The sequence below is a fragment of the Syntrophobacter fumaroxidans MPOB genome (assembly GCF_000014965.1).
Lineage (GTDB): Bacteria > Desulfobacterota > Syntrophobacteria > Syntrophobacterales > Syntrophobacteraceae > Syntrophobacter > Syntrophobacter fumaroxidans.
In genome coordinates, this window is record NC_008554.1 from 2189474 (window position 1) to 2205528 (window position 16055).

The window sequence follows — 16055 nt, forward strand, 5'->3', positions numbered from 1 at the left end:
GGCCGCGGGAGCCGCACTATATTTCAGCCCTCACCGAAGCGAGAGCCGCATCCACCTGGGCTTTCAACTGCTGCAGGGTAAAACCGTGAACAAGGATGCCCCCCTTGGGACAGGTGGCCGCGCAAACACCGCAACCTTTGCAGAGAATATTGTCGGTCTTGATCCGCTTGCGTTTGCGACCCTCTTCTTCCACTTCCTCGATCTTGAGCGCCAGGTAGGGACAAAGATCCACGCAGAGGGCACAGCCGTCGCAACGATCAGTCACATATGAAACCAGTGCGCTCGTGACCAGCTTGTCCTTGAACAGCACCGTACCGGCCCGTGAGGCCGACCCAAGCCCCTGTGCCTGCGCTTCGGTCACCGTGGCAGGGTAGCGGGCCGTGCCGGCCAGGAACAACCCGTCGGTGGCGAAATCGAGGGGACGCAGCTTGGCGTGAGCCTCGAGCATGAATCCGTTTTGATCCATGGGGATGCGCATCAGCTGTGCAAGCGCGGAATTCTCCTCGCGCCCGACGAGCGGGGTTGAAAGCACCACCAGGTCGTAGGGGAGCTCCTCCGTCAAACCCGTGAGGGGCTGATAAAACTCCACCACACCGTCTTTTTTCACGACCGGCGGACGGTCGACGTCGTACACGTCGTAGCGCACTCCGCGCCCACGGGATTCCCAGAGCATCCGTTCGTTTTCCGTCCCATACATCTGAATGTCGCGATACAGGATATGGACGTGGGCGTCGGGGTTGAGGTCTTTGATGTAGAGCGAATTCTTGACCGCCGTGAGGCAGCACACGCGGGAACAGTACTTGCGTTCATCGCAGCGCGCGCCGACGCACTGGATCATCACCACGCGGTCGGCCTTGAACTTGCCGTCGCGCAGCCGCTCCTCCAGCTCGATCTGGGTGATCACATTCTTGCCGTTGTATCCAAACATGCCCTTGGGTTTGAAGGGCTCCGCTCCGGTCGCCACCACGACGCAACCCACCGTGTCGGAAATTTCCTTTCCCTTGCGGTTGCGCAGTGTGATCTCGTAGTTCCCGATGACTCCCCCCAGCCCAACCAGCTCGGATTCCAGGTGCACCTTCACGTTCGGCTTGGAAGTGACGTCGGCGATGAGCGTCCCGATGAGCTCGGAAGCGCTTTCCCCGCTCGGGGCGAGACGGTTGATCCGGTTGAGAAGCCCTCCCAGCGCGGATTCCTTCTCGGCCAACAGGACCTCCATTTTCATGTCGGCCAGCGCCTGCGCGGCGGACAGTCCGGCGATTCCCCCGCCGATGACCAGCGCCTTGCGAACCAGCGACGACTCGATGTCCTCCTGAGGTTCGAGGAAGGCTGCCTTGGCAACCGCCATCCGGATGAGATCCCTGGCTTTCGCGGTGGCGTCCTCCCGTTCCTGCATGTGCACCCAGGAACACTGATCCCGAATGTTGGCCATTTCGAAAAGGTACTGGTTCAATCCCGCCTCTGCGCACGAACTCTTGAACAGAGGCATGTGCGTGCGGGGAGAGCAGGAAGCCACCACGACCCGGGTCAATCCCTGCTCCCTGATCGCTCTCTGAATCTCGGCAATACCCGAATCGGAACAGGTGTAGAGGTTGTTCTTGGCGTACACCACGCCGGGAAGAGTGGCGGCAAAGGCGGTCAGAGCCTCGCAGTCCAGGTAGCCGGCAATGTTTGAGCCGCAATGGCAGACGAATACCCCTATCCGCACCTCTTCAGTACTTGGAACCGTGCTTTTTCCATTTCCACTCATCGACTTGTTCTCCTTCAGGATGGGAGACTCATTGTCTCGGAACCTGACAGAACCCGCGCCGCTTTCGCGGCTGCACTGCTGACCTGAGCAATGGACAATGGATCGTCCATGGCACTCGGGTACATCCGCACACAAAAACTCCGGGATTGGTGGTAACCAGCGGCGGGGGCCGCCTCGTCCTGATGAAACCGAAATCGACAGATTACAGTTCCATGATCTCGGTGAGCTGCGGCCCCGGTTTGGCAGGGTACAGACCATGCTCCGGGCGAGTGCCTTCCAGACCCCGAAACATCGACTTCCGTTAGTCCGGCGAGGTCCCGCGGAACAGACCCGAACTCAAAAACCTTCGAGTTTTCAATGCCTACGGCCGCGTCGGACGTATCCGACGCGCCATCCCAAATGTAGGCACACGCTGATGTTTGAACGCCGCGCTCACTGTTCATTCGTTCAAACAATTATTACATCAACCTGCCGACCGTGCAACAAACCGTGTCCTTCGACAGGAACCTCAGCAAATCCTCGGAGACCCGCTATTCGCTATTCCGACATCATGGCACCCCAGGCCATCCCGCCTCACACGGCCCTTTCCAGTGACACCGCACACACCTTGTATTCGGGGATCTTGGCGATGGGATCATGGGCCGAATTGGTGAGAAGGTTCGCACAGCTTTCGATAAAGTGGAACGGCATGAACACCATTCCCTGCCTGACCCGCATGGTCAGGTCCACCCGCGTGACCATCTCTCCTCGCCTGGAAACCACCCGCACCCTGTCGCCCGATTTCACGCCGAGTTCCTGCGCATCCTGAGGATTGAGCTCGAGGAACCCCTCGGGCATTTCCTGGTGAAGGGATGGTGAATTGCGAGTCATGGTCCCGGTGTGGTAGTGGACGTGCACTCGCCCGGTGGTGAGCCAGAACGGGAACTCGCTGTCGACCACTTCCGCGGGCGGTTTGTACTCGATGGCGTGAAAGAGGCCGAGGCCCCTTGAAAATTTTCCTGCGTGCAGGAATTTCGTGCCGGGATGGTCCGCGGTCGGACACGGCCAGCAAAGTCCGTCCCCTTCCAGGCGATCGAAAGTGATGCCTCCGTAGGAAGGGGTCATCCGGGCGACTTCCTCCATGATCTCCGCAGGCGACGCATACTTCATGGGGTAGCCGAATCGCGTGGACACCTCCTGGAGGATCTCCCAGTCCGCACGGGAATCGCCCACCGGCTTGACCGCCTGCCGCACCCTTTGTACTCGTCTTTCCGTGCTCGAGAAGGTCCCGTCCTTTTCGGCGAACGACGCCCCGGGCAGCACCACGTGGGCCAGTTCGGCCGTCGGCGTGAGGAAGATGTCCTGCACCACCAGCAATTCGGCGTTGCGCAGGGCCTTCTCCACGTGATGTACGTCAGGATCGCTCATCATGGGGTTTTCCCCCACCACGTAGGCCGCCTTCACCGTGCCCGCGCTCAGTCCTTCGAGCACGCCGGGGATGGTCAACCCGACCTTGTCGGAGAGCTTCGCGTTCCAGGCCGCCTCGAACTTCTCCTTGTTGGCCGGAACGTTCACCGGCTGGTATCCCGGATAGACGTTCGGCAGGCCGCCCATGTCGCAGGCTCCCTGCACGTTGTTCTGGCCGCGCAAGGGGTTGACGCCGGTCGATTCCCGCCCGATGTGGCCCGTCAGCATGGAGAGGTTTGCCAGGCTCTTGACGTTGTCCACACCCGTCGTGTGCTGCGTGATCCCCATGCAGTAGACGATGGAGCCGGCTCGAGCGTTGGCATACCAGTCGGCGACCGTGATGATGTCCTCGGCCGGGACACCGGTGATCTCCGCGGTGCGCTCCGGGGTGTACTGCTCGATCACCTTGCGGAACTCTTCGAACCCCTCGGTCCGTTCGTCCACGAAAGCCTGGTTGTGCCAGCCCCTGGCCAGGATGACGTGCATGATCCCGTTCACCAGCGCGACGTCGGTGCCGAGGTTGTGCCGTATGTGCAGGTCGGCCTTTTTCACCAGTTGAACGTTGCGCGGGTCCGCGACAATCACTTTCGCACCTTTTTCCTTGGCGCGAAAAATCCGTGTCGCCACCAGGGGATGAGACGACGTGGTGTTGGAGCCGATCACGAGAATGCAGTCCGAATCCTCCAGTTCAGCGATGGAGTTCGTCATCGCCCCACTGCCAAAAGACGCGGCAAGACCTGCCACCGTCGAGGAGTGTCAGAGCCGCGCGCAGTGGTCCACATTGTTGGTGCCCACCGCGGCGCGTGCAAATTTCTGGATGAGGTAGTTTTCTTCGTTGGTCACCTTGGCCGATGCCAGGAAGGCGACGCTGTCGCTGCCGTGCGCCTCCTTGATTTCCCGGAGACGAGAGGCCGTGAAATCCAGGGCCTCGTCCCAGGACACCGGCGTCAACGTGCCGTTTTTGCGCAGCAGCGGTTGAGTCAGACGATTGGGGCTGTGTACGAACTCATGGACATTCCAGCCTTTGATGCAAAGCTTTCCTTCGTTTACCGGGTTTGTCTTGCACGGGATGGTGTCCACCACCCGGCCGTCAATGACCGTCAGGTAGAACCCGCACCCGCAACCGCAGTAAGTGCAAGTGGTCAATACACTCCGGTACTCCATAGGGGGCTCCTCTCAGTGTCTTGCAGCTTCACCGAGGCTGCTGGAGGATTGCTCGGCATTTGGACTATCATACCCCGGCCGAAGATTGAATTCCTGCTGGACGATGTCGGCAACCTTCTTGTACAAGGTCCGGACGGGGATACCCGCGGGACAGGCTTCATTGCACAGCCCGCAGTCGATGCATCTGCCCGCCATGTGCACGGCGCGCGTCAGGTGGAAGATAGGGCTTTCCGGGGGAAGGCTGCCGATGTTCACAAAATCCTTGCTCTCCAGCGTACACTCCCTGCAATAACACATCGGGCAGATATTCCGGCAACCGTAGCACTTGATGCATTTGGCGAATTCGGCCATCCAAAGCTCGAACCGCTCGTCGAGCGCCAACGATTCAATGCGCTCGACCGTTCCGAACGGACGCCCCTCGCCGGGTTCGCCGGCAACGTATTCGTCGGGGAAAGGTTTCATGCATTCACAGGCATCGGCCAGTTCCTGGGGACAGGCAATGCCCACCGGGACGACCTTTTCAGGAATGAGCTGATTGGAGCTGAAAAGCGTCTTCAAGCCGCGCTCATCGCAGCCTCGAATCAAAACTCCGAACGTCTCCTTCGGATAATGACCGGCGATCATCATGAGTTGCCGGTTGAGAGGGTAACGGCTGTCGCCGGGACTCTTTCGATCGCCCGCGACCAGTCCGTCGAGGTCGCTTCCATCCGTGAAAAGATATGGCCCGACCTGACCGTGCATCTCCCGAAGGCCGAGAAATCCTTTGATCTTGCCGGACGCCAGGAGCTCTTGCACTCTTGCCTTGATCTCGTCAACCATAAGTCAAACCTTTCTCGCCGGGAACATACCCGTTGCCGGGAGCGCTCCGCCCGTGAGACCCGGAACCGCGACTCCCCGCAACCCGGCGTGGAAACCCGATCAGGGTTTCCCGGTACTCAATTCCCTCTCACGACCGGCACCGCTCGCCCATCTCAGGCTGCCATCCTCAACGGCGACGGGCCCAGCGCCTTGATCTGTTCGCTGAATTCGGTAGCAACCCGGACGAGAGTCGGCGCCTCGGCGGACGACAGCCACTCCGCCCGCAGCCGATCCGGATTGATCCCGGAAAAAGCGAGCAATTGCTTCAGCAGTGCGACCCGCTTTGCCGCCATGTAATTGCCTTCCAGGTAATGGCATTCCCCGAGGTGACAGCCGAGCACCAGAACTCCGTCGACACCTTTCGACAGTGCGCGCAGGATCAGGTCGGGGCTGACCATACCGGAACACATCATCCGGACGATGCGCAGATTGGGCGGGTACTGCGAACGACTGACCCCAGCCAGGTCAGCAGCGGCAAATGCTCACCACGTACACAGAAATCCGACGATTACCGGTTTGAAATCTTCTGACATGGCGGAGAAGTCCTTTCTCATATTTTGACAACCCGTATAACTTTCAAAGTACGCGGGTCACAGCGCTTCGAGGAGCGCGTCCACCTGGGCCTCGAGCTGCCTCCTGGTGAAGCCGACCACGACCACGCCCCCTTTGGGGCATGTCGCCGCGCACAATCCGCAACCTTTGCAGAGTATCTTGTCCGACTTGTTCCTCTTGCGTACCTGCCCGTTTTCTTCATATTCCTCCAGGCTGAGGGCTCCGTACGGGCAGAGGTCGACGCAGTATCCGCAACCGTCGCAACGGTCCGTCACCTGTGATACCAGAGCGCTCGTAACGAGCTTGTCCTTGAACAGGATCGTGCTCGCCCGGGATGCCGCTCCCAAACCCTGAGCCTGGGCTTCCCCGACCGTTGCCGGATACCGGGCCGTTCCGCACAGGAAAATGCCGTCGGTCGCAAAATCCAGAGGGCGAAGTTTCGCGTGGGCTTCAAGGTAGAAATTGTTCTGGTCCAACGGGATGCGCATCAGGTTGGCCAGCGCGGGAGAGTCTTCCGGAGCCACGAGCGGAGTGGAAAGAACCACGAGATCGCAGGGAATTTCCTCGGTCTCTCCCAACAGGGGCTGATACACTTCGACCACCCCATCTTTCACTACCGGAGGCCTGTCTGCATCGTATACGTCGTAACGGACCCCCTTGTTGCGCGATTCCCAGAGCAAACGCTCGTTCTCCGCGCCGTACATCTGGATGTCGCGGTAGAGAATGTGCACCTGGCTGTCGGGATTCCGCTCCTTCATGTACAAGGCGTTCTTCACCGCCGTGAGACAGCATATTCTGGAACAGTACGTACGCTCTGCGCTCCGTGCTCCGACGCACTGGATCATGACCACGTGCTTTGCGTCAAAAGAACCGTCGCGCAACCGTTCTTCCAATTCGATCTGGGTGATGACGTTCCGACCGTTGTATCCGAACAGACCCTCGGGCTTGAACGGCACCGCGCCCGTGGCGACCACTATGCACCCGACCGTCTCCTGCTCCACCGTTCCATCGCTCTTCCGGACCGTCGCCTCGTAGTTGCCGATCACCCCGGTGACGGAAGTCACCTCGGCCCCGAGCAACGTCTTGAGGTTGGTCTTGGACTCCACTTGCGAAACCAGGTCCCGGACGACGTCGGCCGCGGCCTCGCCGCGAGGCGCCAGCCGGTTGATCCGACGCAGAAGACCTCCCAGCTCGGGTTCCTTCTCGACCAGGATCACCTCAACACCCACGTCGGCCAGCGCCCCCGCCGCCGACAACCCGGCCACACCGCCGCCGATCACCAGTGCCCTGCGTACCAGGGACGATTCGATGTCTTCCTGGGGTGTAAGAAAGGTTGCCTTGGCCACCGCCATGCGAATCAGGTCCATCGCTTTCAGGTTGGCCGCTTCCGTTTCCTGCATGTGCACCCAGGAACACTGATCCCGAATGTTGGCCATTTCGAAAAGGTACTGGTTCAATCCCGCCTCGGCGCACGAACTCTTGAACAGAGGCATGTGCGTGCGGGGAGAACAGGACGCCACCACGACCCGGGTCAGCCCCTGTTCCTTGATCGCCTTCTGTATCTCGGCAATGCCCGAATCGGAACAGGTGTAAAGATTGTTCTTGGCGTACACCACCCCGGGAAGAGTGGCCGCAAACTCGGTCAATGCCACGCAATCCAAATAGCCCGCTATGTTGGAGCCGCAATGGCAGACGAACACTCCTATGCGCACTTTTTCAGCATTCGGACCCGTGTTCTTTCCGTTCCCACTCATTGACTTGTACTCCTTCAGGATGCGAGACTCATCGGCTCGGACCCCGACAGAACCTGCGCCGCCCGAGCAGCCGCACTGCTGGCCTGGGCGACGGATTCCGGAATGTCCATGGGACTGTGGGCGCAACCGCACACAAAGACTCCGGGTTTCGTCGTATCCAGCGGCGGGGACTGCTTCGTCTTGAAGAAACCGAAATCGTTCACTTCCAGCCCGATGATCTCGGAAAGCTGCTTCGTGGACGGGCTCGGTTCCAAAGCGGTCGCCAGGATCACCATGTCCACCGGAAGCTGCTTGACCACCCGTTCCTTGGTGTCCTCATACCAGAGCACCAACTCGTGGTCCTTGCCCTCGGTGATTTCCGCCACCCGGCTCCGAACGTACTGAATGCCCGCTTCATTGGCCCCGCGAAGCTTGTATTCCTCGAAACCTTTCCCCACCGCTCGAATGTCCATTCCGAATATGTAGACCGCGGATTCCTTGTCGTGCTCGCGCGCGATGATCGCTTCCTTGATCGCGTGCATGCAGCAAAAGCCCGAACAGTACCGATTGTAACGGATGTCCCGGGAACCGACACACTGGATGAAGGCCAGGCGGTGAGCCGATTCCATGCTTTCCACCTTCTCCTTCAGAACCCTGAGGTCTCCGTCCAGTCGCCTGAACTCCCGGATGGCTTCCGCCCACTTGTCGTAATCCTCGTCCCCGGTTCTCGCTCCCGCTTCATGTTCGATATAAAATGCATCGGAGGTCAGGCCGAAGTGCTTCTCATAGCGCTCCAGGCCCTTTATGGCCCGTTGCGCCGCTTTCTCCGTTTCCGGCAGCTTCGCCGCCAACGCCAGGTCCGACGGCCTGTAAACATGTCCATGCGTCGGTCCGCTGGCGGACAGGAATCTTTCGAATTCCAAAGCCGTCACCACGTTGGGGAAGCGCCCGTATCCGTATTCCGGAATCCGGCGTGCGTCGAAGAGCTCGTATCCGGTCGCCACGATAATGGCACCCACTTCGACTTCGACGGTCTTGTCCTCCTGCTTGTAGTCTATGGCGCCGGCCTGGCATGTCTTTGCGCAGACGCCGCACTTTTTCCCGGGTTGGAAGTTGCGGCACTGCGTGGCATCGATGGTATACGTGGACGGGATCCCCTGGGCAAAATAGCGGTAGATCGCCTTGGTCCTGCCCAGACCCAGGTTGTAGACGTCTGTCACGGGCGTCGGACATTTCTCGTTGCAGGCTCCGCATCCCGTGCACTTGCTCTCATCCACATACCGGGCCTTCTTGCGGATGGTCGCCCGAAAGCTGCCCGCTTCCCCCTCGACCTTCTCCAGTTCCGAGTAGGCCAGCAAACGAATGTTGGGATGTCGACCGACATCCATCAGCTTCGGAGCGAGAATTCAGAGGGCGCAGTCATTGGTCGGAAAGGTTTTGTCCAACTGGGACATCTTTCCGCCAATGCTGGGCAAGCGCTCCACCAGGTGGACTTTGATCCCCATCTCGGCCAGGTCCAGCGATGCCTGGATGCCCGCGATGCCTCCTCCAATGACAAGAACTTCCCGATTCACGAGTATGTCTCCTTCCGGTCCTTAGTCGTCCGTCAGTCCGTCATTCGACACGGTTCAAGACGAAGGTGTACAGATCGGCTATGTCCATCTTGATGTCCGTGTTGCTTTGAGCGCACGTCAGATGGATCCGGCACTTGGGGCAGGCCGTGATCAGGGTCTTCGCCCCGGTTTCCAGCGCTTCCTGCAAACGCTCGATCTGCAGCGTCTTCGAGCAATTCGAACATTCCATCCACGCGCTGGTGCCGCAACATGCCGCGTTTTCACGGTTCAGGCCCATCTCTTCGAGCTTCACCCCCGGAACCAGCTTCACCAGATCCCTGGGCGGTTCATAAATCCCCGCTTTCCGCCCGAGGCGGCACGGATCCTGGTAGGTGACCACGCCGTCGCCGTTCTCCACCGGCTTGAACTGGAGGCCCGATCCGGGAATCTCCTTCGCGAAAAACTCCGTCGCGTGAAGGACCTCGAAGGGCAGGTCGCCAAAATACTTCGGAGCCTGATACTTGAAGGTCGCATACCCCTCCGGGCAGCTGAACAGCACCCTCTTCGCACCCGATCCCTTGATGACCTCGAGGTTCATCCCCATCAGCTTGAGAAAAGTATCTTCGTCGCCGCTCCAGAGCGCGTCATGACCGCAACACCGCTCATCGTTGCTGATCACCGGCTCGATCCCCATCCGGTTGAGCAACCTCAGAACACTCCTGGCAGGATCGAGAGACGTGTCTCCGTACTTGACGGCGGCATCGAAAAAAGGCGCGCAGCCCACGAAAAGGAAGGTATCGCCCTGGGCAGCGAACTTCCCGGCCGCCTCCGCCCATTCGGTGCGGTTCTGTTTCACCTTTCGCGTCTGCAGCGCCGAGATCGCCTGGAGCGTTCCATGATGGCTCAACTGCGGCAGATTCCCCTCTCCCCTGGCCCGTTCGCGCAAGCCGCGGGCGAATTCCGGGAAATCAATCTGCACCGGACAGCGCGTACTGCACCGGGCGCACGTGAGACAGGCCCACAATTCACGGCTCTGCACCACCGTTTCGTCCCGGTCCATGAGTGCCCTCTTGATCATCTGCCGTGGAGAAAAACTGGGAATCACTCTGCTTATCGGACAACTTCCCGTGCAGACGCCACATTCCATGCAATAATCGATTTGTTCCTTGGTGATTTTCATGGTCTATCCCATGTAAGCGTTTAGCTGTCAGTTGGCCTGCACCGCGTCTCGCTTCACAGCGGCAATTGCATTCCCGGGCTCCTGGACTCCCCCGCCCGGATCAAGGACAAACATCAGCCCCCACAGGCCCGCCGTCATCCGGCGGCGGCTGCGCGAGGCGTCGCCGCTTCCATATCCGCCGCCGCGGGCTCCTTCTCCGCCAGAGGATTCTTTCCCAGTTCCTTCAGCAGCTTGGTGAAGGAACGGATTTCCTCGGCAAAGATGACTCCCTCGGAAGCCGAAATCCATTTCAGGCGGAGGTATCTCTCATCGATCCCCAGCAGCTTGAGGACCTTCCAGGTATCCTCCACCACCTTCTTGCACTTTTCATTACCTCCCAGGTAATGGCAGTCTCCAATGTGTCACCCGGACACCATCACTCCATCCGCCCCCGCCTTGTAGGCATTGAGCAGGAAACCATGGTTCATTCTTCCGGTGCACATCAGGCGGATCAGGCGAACGTTGGTGGGATACTGCATGCGCCCCACCCCGGCCAGATCCGCCCCTGCGTACGCACACCAGTTACAGAGAAAAGCGACGATTCTTGGTTCGAACGAATCAGACATTCGAAATTCCTCATAGTGCCTGGATCACCGCGTTGACTTGTTTGTCCCGGAAATGGGCCAACGAAGCCGCTCCCGTGGGGCATGCCGCGTTGCAGGCCCCGCATCCCGTACACAGCGCTTCATTCACCATCGCCCGCTTCCGACCATCCTCCATCTGCTTGACCTTGATCGCCTCGAACAGACAGGTGTTCTCGCATTCGCCGCAGGCTCGGCAAAGAGCGGCATCCACCTGGGTCACCACACCTTCAGCAACGATCTCCTTTTGCGACAGAATCGTGCAGGCCCGGGACACCGCTCCGCGCGCCTGGGCGATCGCCTCATTGGCGAACTTCGGTCCCTGGGCCAACCCGCACAGGAAGAACCCGGCGGTCGCAAAATCAAGCGGCCTCAGCTTGATATGCGCTTCCGAAAAAAACCCGTCCTGGTCCAGGGGCATGCGCAGCGTTTCCGCCAGCTTCTTGCTGTCCGCGCGCGGCCGGATTGCGGCGCTCAGAACGAGCAGATCGGCCTCGAGGCTGATCGGGCGTCCCAGTTGGCCGTCGTGAAGCGCAATCTGCAGCCCCGCCCCGTTCGCCTTCACCTCGGGCTTCCGATCGGCGTCGAAGCGCATGAAGCGCACGCCCCGCCGCCTCGCCTCCTGGTAGGCAAGCTCCTTCAAGGCGAATGTCCTGATGTCGCGATAGAGAATCGAAACCTGCGCTTTCGGATTGAGCTCCTTCAACTTGATGCCGTTCTTCACCGCCGACGTGCAGCATACCCTGCTGCAGTAAGAATTCTCCGGTTCCCGCGAGCCCACGCACTGGATCATGGCGACCCGCCCGAACTGCTTCGCCTTCTCCGGCTCCTTCGCCAGCAGCGATTCGAATTCCTTCTGCGTCATCACCCGCGGGTCCTGACCACAGAGATACTCTTCGGGCTTGTATTCCTCTCCGCCGACGGCGACGATGCCGACACCGTGGGGAATTTCCTCCGTTTGACCGTGATAGCGGATGGTGGTCGTGAAGTTGCCGCAGCTTCCCATCAGGGACACCACTTCCGCCCCTTTGCGGACCGTGATCAGAGCGTTGCTCTCCACCTTCTTGATCAGTTCCTGAACATATTCGGCCGGGCTTGCGCCATCCTCGGTATAGTAGAGGGTCCGAGCATTCCCCCCCAGTTCCTCGGCCGATTCCACCAGAACGGCCGGAAAACCCTGGTCGGCAACGGCGAGAGCCGCCGTCATGCCCGCCAGCCCGCCTCCGATCACCAGCGCAGACTGCACCACCTGGTAGGAGAAGTCGTGCAGCGGCTCAAGCAGCGTGCTGCGCGATACCGCCATGCGCACGAGGTCCTTCGCCTTTTCCGTTGCGGCGCCCGCTTCTCCCTGGTGCACCCAGGCATCCTGTTCGCGGATGTTGGCCAATTCGAAAAGATACGGGTTCAAACCGGCTTCACGCATGGTGTTCCGGAACAGCGGCTCATGCGTCCGCGGAGTGCAGGAAGCCACCACGATCCGGTTCAACTGCTGTTCGTCGATGACCCGCTTGATTTCCTTCTGCTGATCCGTGGAACACGCAAACATGCAGTTGCTCGCGTACTCCACTCCCGGCAGCGTCTTTGCGTAGGCCGCCACCTCCTCGACGTTCACCACCCCCGCGATGTTGATGCCGCAATGGCAGATGAAAACGCCGATTCGCGGTTTCTGTCCCTTGATGTCTTTTTCCTCGACTTTCGGAGGTGTCACAATGAGGGAGCCGCGCGCATCGGCGAGCAGAGCAGTCGCACAGGCCGCCGCGCTGCTTCCCTGCTGGACGGAATCGGGGATGTCCTTGGGTCCCTGGAACACACCGCTCACGAAGATCCCCGGCCTGGAGGTGGCCACAAGATCCATCGCATCGGACTTGCAGAAGCCGAAGGGATCGACCTCGACCCCGAGTCGTTTCGCTAAGTCCATGGTGGATGGATGAGCGCACAACCCGACGGAGAGGACGACCATGTCGAACTCCTCCTGCTGAAGCTTCTGCGCTTCATCCACATAGCTGATCTGCAGCCGGTCGGTCTCGGGCACCGGCAGCACGCGCGAAATCATCGAACGCACATAGCGCACCCCGGTCTCGTCGCGCGCCCGCTCGAAGAAGCGGTCGAACCCTTTGCCCTGCGCGCGCATGTCGATGTAGAAAATGGTTGTCTGTGCGTCGTGTTCGTGTTCCTTGGTGATCATCGCCTGCTTGGTGGCGTACATGCAGCAGACCGAGGAACAATAGTCCCGGCCGATGCTGCTGTCGCGGGAACCCACACACTGGATCCAGGCGATGCGCTCCGGCGTCTTGCCGTCCGAGAGGCGTTGAATGTGCCCCTGGAAAGGGCCGGCCGCGGACAGGATCCGCTCGTAATCGAGGCTGGTCACCACGTTGGGCCACAGCCCGTAACCGTATTCCGGCTTCAGCCTCGCGTCGAAGGGCCGAAAGCCGCCGGTGAGGATGACCGCGCCGGTGTCCAGCTCAACGATCTGATCCTTCTGATCGTAGTCGATCGCCTTGTTCTTGCACACCTTCTCGCAAATCCGGCACTTCCCCTTGGTGAAATACCGACAGACACTCTTGTCGATGGTATAGACCAGAGGCACTGCCTGCGGGAAAGGTACATAGATCGCCCTGCGCTCGCTCATCTCGCCGTTGAATGGATCGGGCACCTTCGTCGGGCATTTCGACGCACAAATACCGCACCCCACGCACTTTTCCGGATCCACGGCGCGAGCCTTCCGCCTGACGGTCGCCTTGAAATTCCCGGGTTCCCCCGTGACGTCAAGAAGCTCGGAATAGGCCAGGATTTCTATGTTGGAATGATTGGCCAGTTCCACCAGCTTGGGCCCCATCATACACGAGGAGCAATCGTTGGTGGGGAAAGTCTTGTCGAGCTGGGCCATGATGCCGCCCACACTCGGCTGTTCCTCCACAAGGTAAACTTTGAAGCCGGAATTGGCGATGTCCAGAGCGCTCTGGATACCGGCAATTCCTCCCCCGACGACAGTGATTGCGCCAATCTTCTGTGCTTGCCGCATTGCGTTCGTTCCTTGCTGTGACATGGACGGATTAGCCTTTCAATGCCTCCACCGGGCCCCGTACGCCGCGCCCGGACTCCCTAGTCCAGCAGCCCGCCTTTGCGGAGCAGTGGAAGTGGGTCCGTGAAGTGCCGGGACAGCCAGCCTTTCGTCCCCGGCAAGCCGAATGCGAGGCCGATCAACTCCGTGAAGTAGATGATGGGAAGCCTGAACAACCGGCTCATCTCCGCCTCGATCTTGTCCTGGTACATGTCCAGATTCGCCTGACACATCTGGCACGATACCACGATTGCCTGAGCCCCCACGCGCTTGGCCATGTCATAGAGCTTGCCGACGAGCTTGTAGCCCATATCCGGGCGTGAAATCATCAGGCTGGCCCCACAACAGTCGGTCTTGTACGGCCAGGCCACGGACGTCCCCCCAAGCGCGGCCACAATCCTGTCCAGGCTCTGCGGGTTCTCGTAGTCCGTCGCCCCCGTGATGTGAGGCGGCCGGCTCGCCATACAGCCATAGTAACAAACCACATTCAGGCCTTTGAGAGGCTTCCTGACCTGGGCGGAGAGCTTGCGGATCATCCCCTCGGCGGCAAAGAAATTCGCCAGGTCCCAGATCTGGGGAAGCTCCGCATCCGTCTGAGCGCCCTTCTCCTTTTGTTCCCAGACCGCCGTCCGCAAACGATTGAAACACATCGGGCAGGGCACCAGCATGTCGGAATTGGGAAGTTGCGCCGCCTGCTTGAGGTTGCGCGCCGGGAGCCCGATACTCGCCGCATGATCGATGCAGTGAGCCGCGGTCGCTCCGCAGCAGTTCCAATCCGGCACTTCCTGCAGACGGATGTCCAACGCGGCGCACACACCGTGAATCGAGTCTGCGTAATCCCGCGCCGTGCCTTCCAATGAACAACCTGGATAATACGTCACGTTCATGATCGGGTTCCTGTCTACTTGGATGGGCGAAGAATCGAGCTGATCTCACCTTTCCCCTGGATAAACTTGGGCACGAGAGCCAGGCGTCCCTTGCGGAACATCTGCCAGCCCAGCTTCACCTCGTCACGCCAGGTGCCTTTCTCCAGTTTGCTGCCGAGCTGCCCGCTCCGGAGCAGAAACACGGGCAGCAGCGCCCCTTCGAATACCCTGCCGGTGTAGCGCACATTCTCCAGAAACGTCTGGTGAAGCGCCGTCACCGCGGGCTCGGGCGACGGAATTCCAAGCCGGACCGCAAGTTCCTTGAAGTAGTCCATCAACTCCGCAATCCGAACCCCGTTGGGACAGCGCGTGCTGCAGGTCTCACAGGACGCGCAAACCCAAATCGTCTTCGAATGCAGGACTTCCTCCTTCCGGCCGAGAATGGCCAGGCGAATCACCTGATCCGGATAGAGGTCCATGGCGAAGGTGGCTGGACAGCCATTGGTGCATTTGCGGCACTGGAAGCACTCCGCAGCGTTAAACGGCCCGGCGGCTTCCGCTCTCTCCAGAAAACCAAAATCGGGACTCAAACCGGTCTGCTGCATGTCAGTAAAAGGTCTCCTGAGTAAGATGGGCAAATCTTGAAGAGCCAACCTATTTCGGGGTGAACCCGCATCCCCGGGGCGTTGAGCGCACGTTCAAAGCCGAAAGGCAACAGGGCGTGGTTCACGCGACACACTCCAGAGAAATCGAGAAACAGAAGGTTTTTCAAAGGCAGGATTTTCGAAACCCCGGTCAGCATCCGCTTTCGAGCGAACGCTCTCCGCCTGGCGTTTGAGTGAAACAGCGGAATCACACCGGTCCGAGAGTAACCCTGCACTCAATTCAGCGACCAAAATGCCCTAAACGCCACGCAAGCTAATTAATCTTTTCACAAAGTGATCGACAATTGCTGACCCTGTAATTGTGCTAGTTAACACAAGTACCTCGCCAATGCAAATGATTTTATAATGGAACATATATGTGGCCAAGGATCGCACATCGCCCATGGCCTCCCCCTCTTGTGATAGATTTCATCAATGATTCCCCCGCACTATCGCAAACAGGCACTCTACGCTCGAATTCCCCCGACCATCCTTGCCTGGCGAGAAAAATCTCCTCCCCCGCGAAAAATCCGTGGAAGACCGCTCCCGGACCGGTCATGCGGAAGGGATACCCGAAGCGTCAGCCTCCCCGGCCCGTTTCCCATCGCCGGGCATTGCCGCCTCATGT

At 59.8% G+C, this 16055-nt stretch carries 11 protein-coding genes and 1 pseudogene; all 12 read right to left on the reverse strand.

Annotated elements, in window-relative coordinates:
• Positions 1-16 precede the first annotated feature (16 nt).
• Positions 17-1747, reverse strand: a complete 1731-nt coding sequence (locus SFUM_RS09275) for a CoB--CoM heterodisulfide reductase iron-sulfur subunit A family protein (RefSeq protein WP_011698651.1) — start codon at positions 1745-1747, stop codon at positions 17-19.
• A 14-nt stretch (positions 1748-1761) separates the two neighbouring features.
• Positions 1762-1943 (reverse strand): annotated as a pseudogene (locus SFUM_RS24190) (CoB--CoM heterodisulfide reductase iron-sulfur subunit A family protein); the annotation flags it as partial.
• 377 nt (positions 1944-2320) lie between these two features.
• Entirely contained in the window at positions 2321-4357 is a 2037-nt protein-coding gene (gene fdhF / locus SFUM_RS09280) for a formate dehydrogenase subunit alpha (protein WP_083764008.1), read from the reverse strand.
• 12 nt (positions 4358-4369) lie between these two features.
• Complete coding sequence (locus SFUM_RS09290) at positions 4370-5176, reverse strand: 4Fe-4S dicluster domain-containing protein (protein ID WP_011698654.1); 807 nt, start codon at positions 5174-5176, stop codon at positions 4370-4372.
• Positions 5177-5328: 152 nt separating this feature from the next.
• Complete coding sequence (locus SFUM_RS09295; RefSeq protein WP_083764009.1) at positions 5329-5748, reverse strand: hydrogenase iron-sulfur subunit; 420 nt, start codon at positions 5746-5748, stop codon at positions 5329-5331.
• A gap of 57 nt (positions 5749-5805) precedes the next feature.
• Entirely contained in the window at positions 5806-7521 is a 1716-nt protein-coding gene (locus tag SFUM_RS23930) for a CoB--CoM heterodisulfide reductase iron-sulfur subunit A family protein (RefSeq protein WP_041440223.1), read from the reverse strand.
• Between the two features lie 14 nt (positions 7522-7535).
• A complete protein-coding gene (locus SFUM_RS23505; protein ID WP_271121193.1) occupies positions 7536-9074 on the reverse strand; it encodes a CoB--CoM heterodisulfide reductase iron-sulfur subunit A family protein in 1539 nt (512 codons plus the stop codon).
• Positions 9075-9114: 40 nt separating this feature from the next.
• Positions 9115-10233 carry a (Fe-S)-binding protein gene (locus SFUM_RS09315; RefSeq protein WP_011698656.1) on the reverse strand — a complete coding sequence of 373 codons (1119 nt, stop codon included), beginning with the start codon at positions 10231-10233 and terminating at the stop codon, positions 9115-9117.
• Positions 10234-10367: 134 nt separating this feature from the next.
• Positions 10368-10838 (reverse strand): hydrogenase iron-sulfur subunit, encoded by a 471-nt coding sequence (locus tag SFUM_RS23760; RefSeq protein WP_167321331.1) that lies wholly within the window; start codon positions 10836-10838, stop codon positions 10368-10370.
• Positions 10839-10848: 10 nt separating this feature from the next.
• Positions 10849-13878, reverse strand: coding sequence for a CoB--CoM heterodisulfide reductase iron-sulfur subunit A family protein (locus tag SFUM_RS09325; RefSeq protein ID WP_011698659.1), 3030 nt, complete (start codon positions 13876-13878; stop codon positions 10849-10851).
• 80 nt (positions 13879-13958) lie between these two features.
• Positions 13959-14804: a CoB--CoM heterodisulfide reductase iron-sulfur subunit B family protein gene (locus SFUM_RS09330; protein ID WP_011698660.1), complete on the reverse strand. Its 846-nt coding sequence runs from the start codon at positions 14802-14804 to the stop codon at positions 13959-13961.
• 14 nt (positions 14805-14818) lie between these two features.
• Complete coding sequence (locus tag SFUM_RS09335) at positions 14819-15388, reverse strand: 4Fe-4S dicluster domain-containing protein (protein ID WP_011698661.1); 570 nt, start codon at positions 15386-15388, stop codon at positions 14819-14821.
• Between the last annotated feature and the right edge of the window lie 667 nt (positions 15389-16055).

Bases quoted from the DNA above. Each gene is read 5' to 3' on its own strand.
- SFUM_RS09290 (WP_011698654.1), bottom strand. From the start codon at position 5,176: ATGGTTGACGAGATCAAGGCAAGAGTGCAAGAGCTCCTGGCGTCCGGC.
- SFUM_RS09325 (WP_011698659.1), bottom strand. From the start codon at position 13,878: ATGCGGCAAGCACAGAAGATTGGCGCAATCACTGTCGTCGGGGGAGGA.
- SFUM_RS09275 (WP_011698651.1), bottom strand. From the start codon at position 1,747: ATGAGTGGAAATGGAAAAAGCACGGTTCCAAGTACTGAAGAGGTGCGG.
- SFUM_RS09330 (WP_011698660.1), bottom strand. From the start codon at position 14,804: ATGAACGTGACGTATTATCCAGGTTGTTCATTGGAAGGCACGGCGCGG.
- SFUM_RS23930 (WP_041440223.1), bottom strand. From the start codon at position 7,521: ATGAGTGGGAACGGAAAGAACACGGGTCCGAATGCTGAAAAAGTGCGC.
- SFUM_RS09315 (WP_011698656.1), bottom strand. From the start codon at position 10,233: ATGAAAATCACCAAGGAACAAATCGATTATTGCATGGAATGTGGCGTC.
- SFUM_RS09335 (WP_011698661.1), bottom strand. From the start codon at position 15,388: ATGCAGCAGACCGGTTTGAGTCCCGATTTTGGTTTTCTGGAGAGAGCG.